12 protein-coding genes are annotated in these 13,402 nt (G+C 67.6%); 5 read left to right on the top strand and 7 right to left on the bottom strand.

What is annotated here, in order from left to right; genetic code table 11:
* Positions 1-206: 206 nt before the first annotated feature.
* Together NDO75_RS22190 and NDO75_RS22185 are read right to left on the bottom strand one after the other, a co-directional pair.
* Positions 207-1,049 carry a 3-keto-5-aminohexanoate cleavage protein gene (locus NDO75_RS22190; protein ID WP_310908798.1) on the bottom strand — a complete coding sequence of 281 codons (843 nt, stop codon included), beginning with the start codon at positions 1,047-1,049 and terminating at the stop codon, positions 207-209.
* On the bottom strand, positions 1,046-1,282 hold the full coding sequence (locus tag NDO75_RS22185; RefSeq protein ID WP_310908797.1) for a hypothetical protein: 237 nt from the start codon (positions 1,280-1,282) through the stop codon (positions 1,046-1,048). Before NDO75_RS22185 ends, NDO75_RS22190 begins: the two co-directional genes overlap by 4 nt.
* 167 nt (positions 1,283-1,449) lie before the next feature.
* On the opposite strand from NDO75_RS22185, the gene NDO75_RS22180 reads away from it, so the two are divergent.
* From NDO75_RS22180 to NDO75_RS22165, 4 genes are all read left to right on the top strand, one after another.
* Positions 1,450-2,409: a ring-cleaving dioxygenase gene (locus tag NDO75_RS22180; protein ID WP_310908796.1), complete on the top strand. Its 960-nt coding sequence runs from the start codon at positions 1,450-1,452 to the stop codon at positions 2,407-2,409.
* Positions 2,410-2,563: 154 nt separating this feature from the next.
* Entirely contained in the window at positions 2,564-5,593 is a 3,030-nt protein-coding gene (locus tag NDO75_RS22175) for a PAS domain S-box protein (protein ID WP_310908795.1), read from the top strand.
* Positions 5,594-5,741: 148 nt separating this feature from the next.
* A complete protein-coding gene (locus NDO75_RS22170) occupies positions 5,742-6,968 on the top strand; it encodes an iron-containing alcohol dehydrogenase family protein (protein ID WP_310908794.1) in 1,227 nt (408 codons plus the stop codon).
* Positions 6,969-7,110: 142 nt separating this feature from the next.
* Complete coding sequence (locus tag NDO75_RS22165; RefSeq protein WP_310908793.1) at positions 7,111-8,427, top strand: PQQ-binding-like beta-propeller repeat protein; 1,317 nt, start codon at positions 7,111-7,113, stop codon at positions 8,425-8,427.
* Positions 8,428-8,465: 38 nt separating this feature from the next.
* Here NDO75_RS22165 and NDO75_RS22160 read toward each other — a convergent pair whose 3' ends face one another.
* The 4 genes from NDO75_RS22160 to NDO75_RS22145 are packed head-to-tail and all read right to left on the bottom strand — an operon-like array spanning position 8,466 to position 11,005.
* Positions 8,466-8,948: a hypothetical protein gene (locus tag NDO75_RS22160; RefSeq protein WP_310908792.1), complete on the bottom strand. Its 483-nt coding sequence runs from the start codon at positions 8,946-8,948 to the stop codon at positions 8,466-8,468.
* Positions 8,949-8,995: 47 nt separating this feature from the next.
* Positions 8,996-9,730: a 7-cyano-7-deazaguanine synthase QueC gene (gene queC / locus NDO75_RS22155; RefSeq protein WP_310908791.1), complete on the bottom strand. Its 735-nt coding sequence runs from the start codon at positions 9,728-9,730 to the stop codon at positions 8,996-8,998.
* A 14-nt stretch (positions 9,731-9,744) separates the two neighbouring features.
* Positions 9,745-10,527, bottom strand: coding sequence for a 7-carboxy-7-deazaguanine synthase QueE (locus NDO75_RS22150; RefSeq protein WP_310908790.1), 783 nt, complete (start codon positions 10,525-10,527; stop codon positions 9,745-9,747).
* Position 10,528: 1 nt separating this feature from the next.
* Positions 10,529-11,005 (bottom strand): 6-pyruvoyl tetrahydropterin synthase family protein, encoded by a 477-nt coding sequence (locus tag NDO75_RS22145; RefSeq protein WP_310908835.1) that lies wholly within the window; start codon positions 11,003-11,005, stop codon positions 10,529-10,531.
* A 189-nt stretch (positions 11,006-11,194) separates the two neighbouring features.
* Here NDO75_RS22145 and NDO75_RS22140 point away from each other — a divergent pair, with 189 nt between their 5' ends.
* Entirely contained in the window at positions 11,195-12,094 is a 900-nt protein-coding gene (locus NDO75_RS22140) for a hypothetical protein (protein ID WP_310908789.1), read from the top strand.
* A 12-nt stretch (positions 12,095-12,106) separates the two neighbouring features.
* Here NDO75_RS22140 and NDO75_RS22135 read toward each other — a convergent pair whose 3' ends face one another.
* Positions 12,107-13,291, bottom strand: coding sequence for a hypothetical protein (locus NDO75_RS22135; RefSeq protein ID WP_310908788.1), 1,185 nt, complete (start codon positions 13,289-13,291; stop codon positions 12,107-12,109).
* Positions 13,292-13,402: the final 111 nt, after the last annotated feature.

Genomic DNA, 13,402 nt, shown 5'->3' with positions numbered 1-13,402 from the left:
TCGAACAGCAGCTCGTAGGGGACGATGTCGGTTTAGAGGTCAGAGGCTGTCGGGGAGACACTGCCACAGGAGGGACCGGTGCACACGAACGTCTCCAGATCGGGACTGCAAGCCAATATAATTAGATGCGGCTAATCTTATCGCTCAGAAGCGGAGTGAGAGCACGTCCTCATCGTGAACCACTATCCGCGAGCACCTCAGGTCGCTCACAGTCCGAGGATCTCCCGCGCCTGCGACGGCTCCGCGACTTCGCGGCCGAGTTCCTCGGCCACCCGGACGACGCGCTCGACCAGTTGCGCGTTGCTCTCGGCGAGTTCGCCCTGTCGGTAGTAGACGTTATCCTCGAGCCCCACCCGGACGTGACCGCCGAACAGCAGCCCCATCGTCGCGAACGGCAACTGGTGGCGGCCGAAGCCGAGCGTGTTGAACAGCGCCCCCTCCGGTAGGTTGTCGATCGCGTTCAGGAAGTTCCGCGGCCGCGGCGGCGTCAGCGTGCCGGGGCCGAAGATCAGCGTCGCGTAGACCGGCTCGGCGAGGTCGCGGCGCTCGAGCAGGCCGTGGGTCTCGTTTATGTGGCCGTCGTTGAACACCTCGAGTTCGGGCTTGATGCCGCGGTCGACCATCTCTTCGTGGAGCGAGTCGACCAGCCCGCGGGTGTTCTCGCTGGTGAGGTGATCGTAACGGTTCAGCGGCCCCATGTCGAGCGAGGCCATCTCCGGCGGCGGATCGGTCCGCAGCGGGAGGTGGCGGTCCGCGTCCGGCGCGCCCGTTCCGCCGGTGGAGTGCTGGATGATCACGTCGTCGGCGTACCGGCGGATCGCGTCGTCGATCTCCTGGAAGCGCTCGGTCGCGAAGGTGCGCTCGCCGTTGGGCCGGCGCGCGTGGACGTGGACCACCGACGCGCCGGCCGCCTCCGCTTTCGCCGCCGCCTTGCCGATCTCCTCGGGTGTCTCCGGGAGGTGCGGCGTCGTCTCCTTGCCCTGGACGCCGCCGGTCAGCGCCGCCGTGACGATGACGGGGTCGCCGGCGAGGAAGTCGCTGTAGGTCACGCGTCGTCACCTCCCGCTGACTTCGCGTCGCCGTCCGCGCCCTGCTCGTCGGCGTGCGCACGGTAGATCTCGCAGTCGCGGTCGTGGACGAGGTCGTAGCGGTCGTTGCAGATATCGGCCCGCATCGGCTGGACGAATCGATCGGCCGCCGTGCAGTAGGCCCGCGGCTCGTCGAACGGCTCCCGGTCGGGGTCGTCCGATCCGTCGCGGTACTCGAGGTATGGACAGCCCATAGCATCCCGTTCTATCTGCTAGGTGTTAACGTCGGTTGCCGAGCCGGCCCCGACCGAGGAGGGTCGGATCGAGCTCGAGCGGGGCCGATCGGTCCCGGTAACATCCGCGTCTCCGGGTGACACGAACGCGAGCAAACGGTTCAAGCGGTGGGTCCCTAGAACCGTCAATGTCACCGAACACGCCCGGACTCCACCACGTGACGGCGATCGCCGGCGACCCGCAGGACAACGCCGACTTCTACGTCGGCACGCTCGGCCTGCGGTTCGTCAAGAAAACCGTCAATCACGACGATACCGGCACCTATCACTTCTACTTCGGCGACGGGGAGGGCTCGCCCGGGACGAATATCACGTTCTTCCCGTGGACCGATCAGGGTCGGGAGGGTCAGTTCGGCGCCGGCCAGACGCAAACGACCGCCTACGCGATTCCCGCCGAGTCGGTCGACTACTGGCGCGATCGCCTCGAGTCCGAGGGCATCGACATCGAGGAAACGGAGCGGTTCGACGAGACGGTGCTCCGGTTCGCGGACCCCGATGGGATCGGACTCGAACTGGTAGCAGCTGACGCGGAAACCGCCGCTACTCCCTGGGAAGACGGCCCGGTGCCGACCGAGCACCAGCTCCGCGGGTTCTACAACGTCACGCTGGCGGTCGACGAGTTCGGGCCCACCGAAACGATCCTGACGGACGTGCTCGGCTACGAACTCGAGGCCGAAGCCGACGGTAGACGGCGCTACCGGAGCGCGACTGGCGGCCCCGGTTCGATCGTCGATCTGGTCGAGACCGACGCCGGCCGCGGCCGGATGGGCGTCGGCACGGTCCACCACGTGGCCTTCGTGGCCGAGAGCGTCGCAGAGCAAGAACGGTGGCGCGAGGCCTACGCCGACGCGGGACTCTCCCCGTCTGCGGTCATCGACCGGAAGTACTTCCAGTCGATTTACACCCGCGAGCCCGGCGGCGTCCTCTTCGAGATGGCGACGACCGGGCCCGGTTTCACCGAAGACGAGCCCCTCGACGAACTCGGCGAGCGGCTGACCCTGCCAGAGCGACTCGAGAACGAACGCGAGGAAATCGAAGCGCAGTTGCCCGATTTCGACGGACCGACAGTCGACGCGAGCGGAGAGTGACGCGAGCCGCGATCGCCTGGTCGTCCGCCGTTTGTCGCGTCGCAGGTCGGCCGCGACGGGTAGGCTGCATCGAGCGCTCGAGCCGGGCCGCCGTCGCTTCGTTGCGCTTTCGCCCGTCGGGGGTTTTATCCCTTTGAATGGCCACCACCAGAGCATGAGTACACGATCGAACGCCACCGGCGAGGTGTTCTGGGGGGACGCCGACGACGAGGTGGCGCTCGAGCGATATCGGACGCTGGTCGGGGCCATCGACGACGGGCTCTATCAGCTCGACGCCGACGGGAACTTCGTCGCGGTCAACGAGGCGATCGCCGAGCTGACGGGGTACTCCCGAAGCGAACTTCGCGGCGAACACGTTTCTCTCCTGCTGGATGGGACCGATATCGAAACGATCGAAGCCGAACTACACGACTACGTCGCGGCGAGAACCGACGAGATTTCGCCCTTCGAACTCGGCGTCCGAACCGCCGACGGCGACACGGTTCCTTGCGAACTTCGGATCACCCCACTTGTCGACGGCGACGAATTACGGGGGACGATCGGCGTCGCGCGAGCCCGTTCGGAGACGCCGCAAGCGAACACGCTCGAGTCGGCGCAGCCGTCTTACGAGTCGATCACCGACGTATTGGACGAGGCCAACATCGGCGTCCTCGTCCTCGACGAGCACTTCGACGTCAGGTGGCTCGACGAGACGATCGAGGAGTACCTCGGGCTCGACCGCGAAGCGGTCGTCGGCCGGGACAAGCGGACCGTGATCGACGACTACCTGCGGGGGACGTTCGCCGAGCCCGACTCGTTCACCGACACCGTCCTGACGGCGTACGACGAGGGCGAGTACATCGACCGTCTCGAGTGTCGGGTCGCCGCGGACGGCGACCGAGAGGAACGGTGGCTCGAGTATCAGAGCAAACCGATTACCTCGGGGCAGTACGCCGGCGGTCGGATCGAACTCTACTACGATATCACCGACCGAAAGCGGTCGGAAGGCGCCTTGCAGGAGAGCCAGGAGGCGTTTCAGTCGCTGGTCGACGCCGTCGAGGAGTACGCGATTTTCCGACTCGATTCCGAGGGACGCGTCACCAGCTGGAACAAGGGTGCAGAGCGCATCAAGGGCTACGACCGCGAGGAGATCGTCGGCGAGCACTTCTCGACGTTCTACACCGAGGCGGATCGGCGGGCCGGCGTCCCCGAGCGCAATCTCAGGGCCGCAACCGAGCACGGCTCCACCGAGGACGAGGGGTGGCGGCTCCGGAAGGACGGCACTCGATTCTGGGCGAACGTCACGATCACCGCAGTGCGGGACGACGACGGGAACCACCGGGGCTATCTGAAGGTGACTCGTGACATGACCGGCCGGCGGCAACGCGAGCAGGAACTCGAGAGCGAACTCCAGCGCATCCTCGGGCGAATCTCCGACGCGTTCTACGCGGTCGACGACGAGTTCAGGTTCACGCACGTCAACGAGCGCGCGGCGGAACTCCTCCAGCACTCCGAGGAGGAACTGCTCGGAGAGAAACTCTGGGACGTCTTCCCCTCTGCGGCAGAGATCGACGAGATCTGGGACGCCTTCCACACGGCCCTGGAAGAACAGAAACAGACCAGCTACGAACTCTACTACGACACGCTCGACTTCCGGGTCGAAGCGAACCTCTATCCCTCCGAGACCGGCATCTCGGTGTACTTCCGAGACGTGACCGAACGCCGGGAACGAGAACGGGAACTCGAGCGGACCGAGCGGCGGTTCGAGGCGATTTTCGAGGACCCGAACATCCTCGTCGGCCTCCTCGAGCCCGACGGGACGGTGCTCGACATCAACGGGACAGCGATGGAGTACGTCGACGCCGACCTCGACGCGGTGACCGGCGAACCGTTCTGGGAGACGCCCTGGTGGGGCGAGGGCGATGGCATCCGAGACGACGTCAGGGAGTGGACCGAGCGCGCGGCGGCCGGCGAGTACGTCGACTTCGAGGCCGATCTCACCCGGCCTGGCGGTGAACAGTACACGTTAAACGGCGTCTTCAGACCGGTGACGAACGACGACGGCGGGGTCGTCTCGATCGTCGTCTCCGATCGCGACATCACCGAGCGCAAGAAACGCGAACGCGAACTCGAGGAGTCCGAGCAGCGCTACCGGACCATCGCGGAGTACTTCCCGAACGGGCTCGTCACGCTGTTCGACCACGACCTCGAGTACACGCTGGCCGCGGGCCAGGGCTTCGACCGAATCCCGGTCGAGCCCGCGGATCTCGAGGGACGGACGTTCGACGAGGTCTGGCCCGACGAGGTCGCCGACACGCTCCAGCCGGCGTTTCAGGCCGCGTTGAACGGCGAAGAACGGTCGGTCGAGCTCACGTACGCCGGCCGCGAATGGGTGTTGCACGCTGTCCCGGTCACCGACAACAGAGGCGACGTCTTCGCCGGCGTGACGATGGCGCAGGACATCACCGAGCGCAAGGCGAACCAGCGCAAACTCGAGGAGACGATCGCACAGCTCGAGGAGTCCAATAAACGGCTCGAACAGTTCGCCTACGCGGCCTCCCACGACCTGCAGGAGCCCCTGCGGATGGTCTCGAGCTACCTGCAACTGATCGAGGGCCGGTACGCCGACGAGCTCGACGCGGACGGCGAGGAGTTCCTCGAGTACGCCGTCGACGGGGCCGAGCGCATGCGCGAGATGATCGACGCGCTCCTCGAGTACTCCCGCGTCGAAACGCGGGGCCAGCCCCTCGAGCCGATCGACCTCGATGCCGTCCTCGAAGACGTGATCGAGGATTTGCAACTCCAGATTCAGGAGACGAACGCCGAGATCACGACCGAACGGCTGCCTCGCGTCGAGGGTGACGCCAGTCAGCTCCGGCAGGTCCTGCAGAACCTGCTGTCGAACGCGCTCGAATACAGCGGCGACGAGCCGCCGCGTGTCCACGTCGACGCCGAGCGACGCGGCGACGAGTACGTGGTCTCGGTCCACGACGAAGGCATCGGCATCCCTCCCGAAAACCAGGACAGCGTCTTCGAGGTGTTCCAGCGGCTCCACAGCCGCGAGACGTACGACGGGACCGGCATCGGTCTCGCACTCTGTGAGCGCATCGTCGAGCGCCACGGCGGCGAGATCTGGCTCGAGTCCGCGCCCGGCGAGGGATCGACGTTCTCGTTCACGCTGTCCGCTGCAGACCCCGCCGCGTGAATTCGGCCAGTAACGGGTAGGTCACTTGGTGCCGGGCGAGACGATCGGATCCGCTCCGAGCGGTTCGACTCGAGCGACCGATCGCCGAAGACCACCCCAGCCGGCCGGGACTCTCGCTTTTAACAGCGATCCGGGCGTACGGTCCTCCATGACACGATCTCCCGCGGGGGAGCGCGACGCGCCGTTTCGGTTCGAGTACCACCCGTCGACGATCCGATTCGGATCGAACTGCGTCGACGACCTCGAGACCGAACTCGAGCGACGGGGACTCGAGCGCGCGCTGATCGTCTGTGGATCGACCGTCGGCAGCACGCCCGAAGTGATCGACCCTGTCAGGGAGGGGCTGGGGGACCGACTGGCCGGCGTTTTCGACGAGACGACGCCGAAGAAACGCCTCGCGACGGCGGTCGACGGCCGCGAGGCGCTCGAGGCGGCCGACGCGGACGTGCTCGTCAGCCTCGGCGGCGGCAGCAGCCTCGACGTCGCGGCGGTGATCAGCGTCCTCGCGGCGGGCGATCGGTCGCACGAGGACGTGGCCGCGGAGTTCGCCGAGCGGGGGACGATTTCGGTCCCCGACGAGGGGCTGATACCGATCGTGACGGTCCCGACGACGCTCGCCGGTGCCGACCTCTCGATGGTCGCCGGCGTCACCGCCGCGCCCGACTCGAGCCCGGTCGAGGCGGAACTCGGCGGCGGCATCTCCGATCCGGGGCTGATGGCCGCGGCCGCGTTCTACGATCCGGAACTCGTCGCGACCACGCCCGACGCGATCCTCGCGGGCTCGGCGATGAACGGCTTCGACAAGGGCATCGAGACGCTCTACGCCGGCAACGCGACGCCGATCACCGACGCGACGGCCCGCCACGGCCTCGAGAAACTCGAGGACGGCTTCCGCGCGTTCGGCGACGGCGACCGCGACACTGAGACGTTTGAGACGATCCTCGAGGGGATCGTCCTCGTCCAGTACGGGATCTCCCGACCCGGTGAGACGACGGCCTCGATCGTCCACGCATTCGGCCACGGGCTGACGCGGACCGGCGACCTCCAGCAGGGGGCTGCCCACGCTATCGTCGTCCCGCACGTCCTCGAGTACCTGTTCGACCAGGAGGACGTGGACGCCCGGGCGGGGATGCTCGCGGACGCACTCGGCGTCGGCGAGGCCGCGGATGGGCCGGCGGCAGTCGTCGAAGCGGTCGCGGAGATCCGGGACGCGCTCGGCCTCCCCACGCGGCTTCGGGACGTCGACGGCCCCGAGAAGAGCGAGTTTTCCGACGTGGCGCAAGCGGTCCTCGACGACGCGTTCATGGCGAACGCGCCGCCGGGGCTGGACCCGACCGTCGAGGAGATCGAGGGCATCCTCGAGGCGGCGTGGTGAATACGGGTCGATAGCCGGCGGAGGACTCGTTTCTCGGACACCGTTTCACTGGGCGAACCGATCGCTCTCTCGCGTTTTCCGGCCGGGACGGTATTACCGAACCGATAGTAACGGCGATCGACGGCGACTGGCCGAAGCGAACATGAGCGAGTACGCGAGACGGAACGTGTTGCGGACCGCGGTCGCGATCGGGACAGGTGCGGTGACCGGGGCGGGAGCGGCCGCGAAATCGGGGGACGGCGCCGGCGGCTGGTCGTCGGTCCGCGGCGATCCGGGAAACACGGGCTTCGTTCCGGACGCGACCGGACCGAAGTCGCCGGTCGCTGTCGCCTGGACGTACGACCACGGCGGTCGGTTCGCCGTCGTCGACGGGACGGCGTACCTCGCGACCGACGACGGGTCGGTACACGCGATCGACGCGACGGACGGGTCGCCCGAGTGGGAAACCGAGATCTCGACTGCGAGCGGAGAGGCGGCGGCCGTCGCCGGATCGCCGGCGGTGGCCAACGAGACGGTGTTCGTCACGACGAGGGAACGGGATCCGGACGTGGTCGCGCTCGACGCCGCGACCGGTGACCTCCGCTGGCGGGAGAACGAACTCGGTTACGAGACGAATCAGGTACCCGTCGTCGCGAACGGACTGGTGTTCGTCGTCGCCGATAAAGTCCTGTACGCGCTCGAGGCACGCAGCGGCGAGCGACGGTGGCGGTTCGATCCGGAGCCGATGACGACCGAGGACGGGCAGAAACGAGGGGATCCCCTGCAACGAGAGCCCGTCGCCGTCGCGAACGGGACCGTTTTCGCCGTGAGCAACAATCGGCTGTTCGCTCGAGGGGTCGAAACGGGGGCCGAGCGGTGGACGGACGCGGTCGACGACTGGCGGTCGAGCACGTTCTCCGGCCGTCCGATCGCTGCCGACGGCGTCGTCGCCGTCGTCAGAGACGACACGGTGACGATCTACGACGCCGAAACCGGCGAGCGCAGCTCGTCGGTTCCCGTCCGTTCGCTCGACGTCCTCACCGACGACCGCGTGTACGCCGTGACCGGGAGCGGTGCCGCCGACCGGTCGACCGTCGCCGGCTACGAGCCGACCGGCGACCCCGTCTGGCAGCCGTCTGCCGACGTCGGTTCGATCGCGTCCGCGGTCGTGGGCTCCGAAGCCGTCTACGCGGGGCTGGAGAAAGTAGGTGACGCGGCCGGCGTGGCCGCCCTCGACCGAGCCGACGGGAGCCGCCAGTGGCGCGTCGACACCGACGCGACGCCGCGTCAACTCGCGGTCGTGGACGACACCGTCTACGCGAGCGGCGACTCCCTCGTCGCGATCAGAGCCGAGGGCGACGAGCCAGGCGACGGCGGTGGCGACGGCGAGGCGTCGCCCGGGTTCACCGCCGGGACGAGCGTCGCAGGCGGCGCGCTCCTCCTCGAGTGGCTCCGTCGACGAACGGCCACCGAGCAGTGATCGACGGACTCGAGTCGGCGGTGTCCCGAACGCACTCGTCACCCGCTCCCGTTCGCGTCGGCCGGTGGCCCCGTCTCCACCGTGTCGATCGCCGGCGGCGTATCCGCGCCGCGTCGGGGCGGCTCGAGGCCCCTATGAACCGGCGAACAGAGCCGGACCGCGTAGATACAGAGGATCGTCCAGCCCCCGACGAAGACGAACAGCCCGACCGGATCGGTGAGATGGACGAATTTCAGGACGTTGAGCCCGAATCCGCCGAGTAACAGCGAGAGAAGTTGCCCGCCGCTGGCCCAGTCCGGAACGCGCTCGGTGATGGCGTCTCGATAGTACGTCGCGTACAGCAAGCCACAGCACGCGCCGAGGAGCACCAGCCACGGATGATCGGTCGGACGAGGTAATCCCGTGTCGGCGTGGACGAGCCAACCGTAGACGGGTAGTGCGACGAGCAAGACCACGAACTCGCCGCGACGCCCGTCCGGAAACTGCCAGTCTCCGCCGTCGTCTCGGAACCAGTGTCGCATCGGGAGGGCACCACCCGTCGGTACGACGTGTCTGTTTGTTAAGGATTCTACGGCTCGCCGTCGGCGTACGACGGCCGCTCTGCGTACTCGATCGGGTCGCGGACGCCGACGTTCCGGAACGCCTGTAGCCGGAAGGCGCAGGCGTCGCAGGTGCCACAGGCCGGTTCGTTCTCCCGGTAGCAGCTCCAGGTGTGCTCGTAGGGGACCGCGAGTTCGACGCCGCGCTCGGCGATGTCGGTCTTCGACCAGTCGACGAACGGCGCTTCGATCGAAACGTCGGTCTCGGGTTTCGTCCCCACGTCGACGACGTTCTCGAAGGCCTCGAAGAATTCGGGTCGGCAGTCGGGATAGCCCGAGAAGTCCTCGCTGTGGGCCCCGATGAAGACCGCCTCGCAGTCGTTTGCCTCAGCGTATGAGACCGCCATCGCGAGCAGGTTCGCGTTCCTGAACGGGACATAGGAGGTCGGGATCTCGTCGCTCTCTAGGTCGGCGGCCGCGACCTCCATCTCGTCGTCGGTCAGGCTCGAGGCGCCGATCGCCGCGAGGTGGCCGGTCTCGATTTGCAGAAAGTCGGCCGCGTCGAATTCGGTGGCGAGGCGGCGGGCGCACTCGAGTTCGCGGTCTTCGGTCCGCTGCCCGTAAGAGGTGTGGAGCGCGTAGATCTCGTAGCCGCGGTCGCGGGCCTCGGCGGCGGCGGTGGCGCTGTCCATGCCCCCGGAGAGGAGGACGACGGCGCGTTTCGCGGTCGATTCGTCGGTCGGTGAGTCGGTGGGTGGTGTCATATGCAGCTACTGAATCACGTTTCGGGCGCGTCGTTCCAGAGGTCGACGTGCAGTCGCGGCGTGTATCGGAAACCGTGCTCCATCGCGAGGTCGGCGACCCGCGTTCGGGTCTCGGCGAGGCGTTCGCGGGTCGCCCCCTCGGGCATCAGGAGCACGTCGTCGTCGCGGATCGGCGCGGCAGCGGCCCCTCGAAGGGCCGCGAGGAGATCGAGAATCTCCGGCATGTCGTCGCCGTCGGTGACGACGAACTTCAGCTGGAACTCGTAGTCCTCGACCAGCCGAGCGAGCGTCTCGAGATCGATCCGGTCGCGTTCGTGGCGTTGTGCCCACTCGCCATCTCCCTTGGGATCGCGCTCGGCCGTCGGCGTGCTGCTCTCTAACTTCGGGCTGATCGAGGCGAGGTCGATCGGCGCGTCCCGATAGATCGTCCCGTTCGTCTCGACGGTGGTATGATACCCCCGGTCGTCGAGTGCCTCGAGCAACGCGACGCTCTCCTCGTGGATCAGAGGTTCGCCGCCGGTGAGCACGACGTGGTCGGCGTCGTGGGCCTCGATCTCGGCGAGGAGTTCCTCGAGCCCGAGCCACGCGTGGGTCGGCTCCCAGGAGGTGTGATAGGAGTCGCAGAACCAGCAGCGGAGGTTGCAGCCGCTCGTGCGGACGAAGGTCGACGGAACGCCCGCGAGGATCCCCTCGCCCTGCAGCGAGGAGAACAGTTCGTTGATCGGCAGGCCGTCGGGCGCGTCCTCGGCGCTCGAATCGGACTCGGATCCGAGGTCGACCGAATCGGAAACCGGCATCTCAGATCTCGCCGCCCCCGCAGAGTTCGCTCGTTTCGCTCACCTGGACGGACACGTCCGTGACCGTTTCGGGGAGGGCGGCCGCGAGTTTCCGCTCGAGGACGACGCTCATCACCTCGGCCGTCGGCGGATGCTCGAGAACGACGAGCGCGTCGTCGTCGCCGGCCGCTTCGAAGGCTTCGATCAGCGGATCGCCGGCCTCGAGTAGGAACATGTGATCCCACTCGTCTATTACCTCGGTAATATCACCCTTGTCGGCGATCCATCCCTCCTCGGTCAGGCGGCCGGAGACGGAAACGGCGACCTCGTAGTTGTGGCCGTGGGGCCGCGAACACTTGCCGTCGTGGTGCTGTATCCGGTGGCCAGCGCTGATCCGGATCGGGCGATCCCGCCCGACGTGGAGGGTTCGCTGGGATCCGACGACGGATTCGTCGCGGCGGGGCGCGTCGACGGTCCCCTCGCTCGGCCGACCTTCTATGCGTTCAGTCACACACCGGTATTCTCTCGAGAATACTTAAATCTGGAGGATCGTCGGCGCTCGCGTCGAGCGCGTCGTCGCGCTCCCGGGGGATGTCGACGCTGCGCACGAGGACGCTGCCCGCTGGCGGACACCTAGACGATCCGAGTGATGTCCGGGCCTCTTGCGTGGTGAGTGCCAACGGGGGCTATGTGGAACTTCGAGGACGATGGGGACGAACCGCTCGTGTGGACGGCCGTCGACGCGCCGGCCGAGGGGACCGTCTACGACGTGATTGGCACGGCCAACGGACCCTGTGCCGTCGGCGACGGCGGAACGGTCGTCGGTCGTGCGGCCGACGGCTCCTGGGGAATCATCGTGCCGGACGGCCCCGGTGCACGGGGCGAGACGCTTCGCGCGGTCGCGGCCACCGACGACGGCCGCCGAATCTGGTTCTGCGGAACGGGCGGTGCGGTCGGCTACTTCGACCTCGAGAGCGGCCGCCGAGTCGATTGCTCGAGGCCCGACGGTATGGACGTGACGTTTCACGCGCTGGCGGTCTCGGACGACCGCGCCTCGGAAAAGCTCCTGTTGGCCGACGGCAACGGCGTCGCCCTCCCCGGCACCGTCGACGGAGAGAACCCGGCGTGGGATCGGCGGACGACCCCCGCTGACGGAACCGCGATCACGGCGCTTTCGGCCGACGAATCGGGGTACGGCTACGGCGTCGACGGCAACGGAGCCGTCTGGAAGACGACGCCGTCGGGCCGGGATCGGATCGGTATCGCCGACGCGGAGGACAGTCTCTACGCGGCCGCCGCGTCGGCGTCGACGCTCGTCGTCGGTGGCGGTAACGGCCGCTTCTACGAACGCGACGAGACCGGCGGCTGGACCCCGCATTCGCTCGGTGACGCCGGGATCGAGTGTCTGGACGTAGACGGATCGACGCGGCTGGTCGGCCGAGAAGGCGGCTTGCTTCGCGTTCGCGAACGCGGGACGCGGCGCGAAACGGACTGGGACGGCACGGCGACGGTCCACGGCGTTCTCGCCGGCTCACCGCACGTCGCCGTCTGCGAAAACGGGCTCGTCCTCGAGTCGACGGCCGAGTGATCCGGCCCTCGGTTACGCGTCCGAAGAACTGCTCGAGTCGCCGTCAGATCCGGATTCGTTCGTGCTGCCGTCCGACGGCGACCCGCTCGAATCGCCGGTAGCGACGGATCCGGAGCCCCCGGACCCGTCGCCGGTCCCGGCCTCGCTCGTCCCGTCCGCGGACTCGGAGCCGGCCCCGTTGCTCGAGTCCGCGTCGGTGCCCTCGGTGTCGGCGTCGCTCGGATCGTAGCTCTCGCCGCGGCCGTCGAAGTTGTCACCGTCGGCGCTGGACCGCGCGTCGCGGGGTGCGCCGCGGGGGCGTTCGATGACGAGGCCGCTCTTGCCGACCGCGACGTCCGGCTCCCCCAGCGCGACGTCGTTGAGAACGCTCTCGGTCGGCGTGTGTCGTTTCTCCCACCGTTCGCCGCCGTCGATGCGCTGGTAGAAGGCGCCGGCGTCACCGAGGGCGACCAGCTGATCGCCGTACTTGTCGAAGGCGCGGAGCGACTTCTCGCCGACCCGAATCGGTGTCCAGCTCTGGTACGAGTCGTCGTACCGGTAGACGCGGCCGTCGCCGGCGGCGACGTAGACGCGTTCGTTCTCGCCCGCCCAGACGTCGTAGAATTTCACCTGCGCGTTGACGATGCCGATGCCTTCCCAGCCGTCGTCTTCCGTGGTCTTGAACGCGTTCCCGCTCGTATCGACGGCGTAGCCGTAGCCGTTGGGCGAGGCCGCGAGCCCGGCGACTTTCGATCCCTGATCGTTAGGCTTGCTCGTCACGCCCCAGTTCACGTCGAAGCCGTGGACCGTGACGGGAAGGATCTCCCCGGAGCCGTTCGCGACGAGGAGTTTCTCGTCGCCGGTCTCGCCGGAGACGGCGAGCCCCTCCCACGTGCTCGTCATCTCCTTGGGATAGGAGTAGTCGAACTTCCGGCGCGTCTCGATGTCGTAGCAGCCGATCGCACCGCTCGAGCCGGCGAACCAGATCCGGCGGCCGTCGTCGGTGACGTCCATTCCGCGGAGCTGGTTGCTTCTGACGTTCGGGCCGTCCTCGACGATCGTCTCCCAGCCGTTGCCGCGATTGGCGACGATGACGCCGCCATCACCGATCGCGTAGGGGCCGGCGACGGTGCTTACGACTTCGAAGAGATCGTTCGAAAAGGGCGTTTCGACGGTTTTCCACTCCGGTTCGTCCGCATCGGGGCCGAGTTCCCACATGCAACCTACGGAAACGGCTGGGGAGGGATAAATAGTGTAGACGTTCTAATGTTTCGGAGAATCCACGGGGAAGCGACCCGTGACCCGGATAGCTGCGTTTTCACCGCGCCG

The organism is Natrinema sp. 1APR25-10V2 (genome assembly GCF_031626495.1).
Lineage (GTDB): Archaea > Halobacteriota > Halobacteria > Halobacteriales > Natrialbaceae > Natrinema.
This window is presented reverse-complemented; position numbering and strand designations above follow the sequence as displayed.

Excerpts from the sequence above, each read along its gene's own strand:
- NDO75_RS22185 (WP_310908797.1), bottom strand. The coding sequence starts at position 1,282 with ATGGGCTGTCCATACCTCGAGTACCGCGACGGATCGGACGACCCCGAC.
- NDO75_RS22180 (WP_310908796.1), top strand. The coding sequence starts at position 1,450 with ATGTCACCGAACACGCCCGGACTCCACCACGTGACGGCGATCGCCGGC.
- NDO75_RS22175 (WP_310908795.1), top strand. The coding sequence starts at position 2,564 with ATGAGTACACGATCGAACGCCACCGGCGAGGTGTTCTGGGGGGACGCC.
- NDO75_RS22170 (WP_310908794.1), top strand. The coding sequence starts at position 5,742 with ATGACACGATCTCCCGCGGGGGAGCGCGACGCGCCGTTTCGGTTCGAG.
- NDO75_RS22165 (WP_310908793.1), top strand. The coding sequence starts at position 7,111 with ATGAGCGAGTACGCGAGACGGAACGTGTTGCGGACCGCGGTCGCGATC.
- NDO75_RS22160 (WP_310908792.1), bottom strand. The coding sequence starts at position 8,948 with ATGCGACACTGGTTCCGAGACGACGGCGGAGACTGGCAGTTTCCGGAC.
- queC (WP_310908791.1), bottom strand. The coding sequence starts at position 9,730 with ATGACACCACCCACCGACTCACCGACCGACGAATCGACCGCGAAACGC.
- NDO75_RS22150 (WP_310908790.1), bottom strand. The coding sequence starts at position 10,527 with ATGCCGGTTTCCGATTCGGTCGACCTCGGATCCGAGTCCGATTCGAGC.
- NDO75_RS22140 (WP_310908789.1), top strand. The coding sequence starts at position 11,195 with ATGTGGAACTTCGAGGACGATGGGGACGAACCGCTCGTGTGGACGGCC.
- NDO75_RS22135 (WP_310908788.1), bottom strand. The coding sequence starts at position 13,291 with ATGTGGGAACTCGGCCCCGATGCGGACGAACCGGAGTGGAAAACCGTC.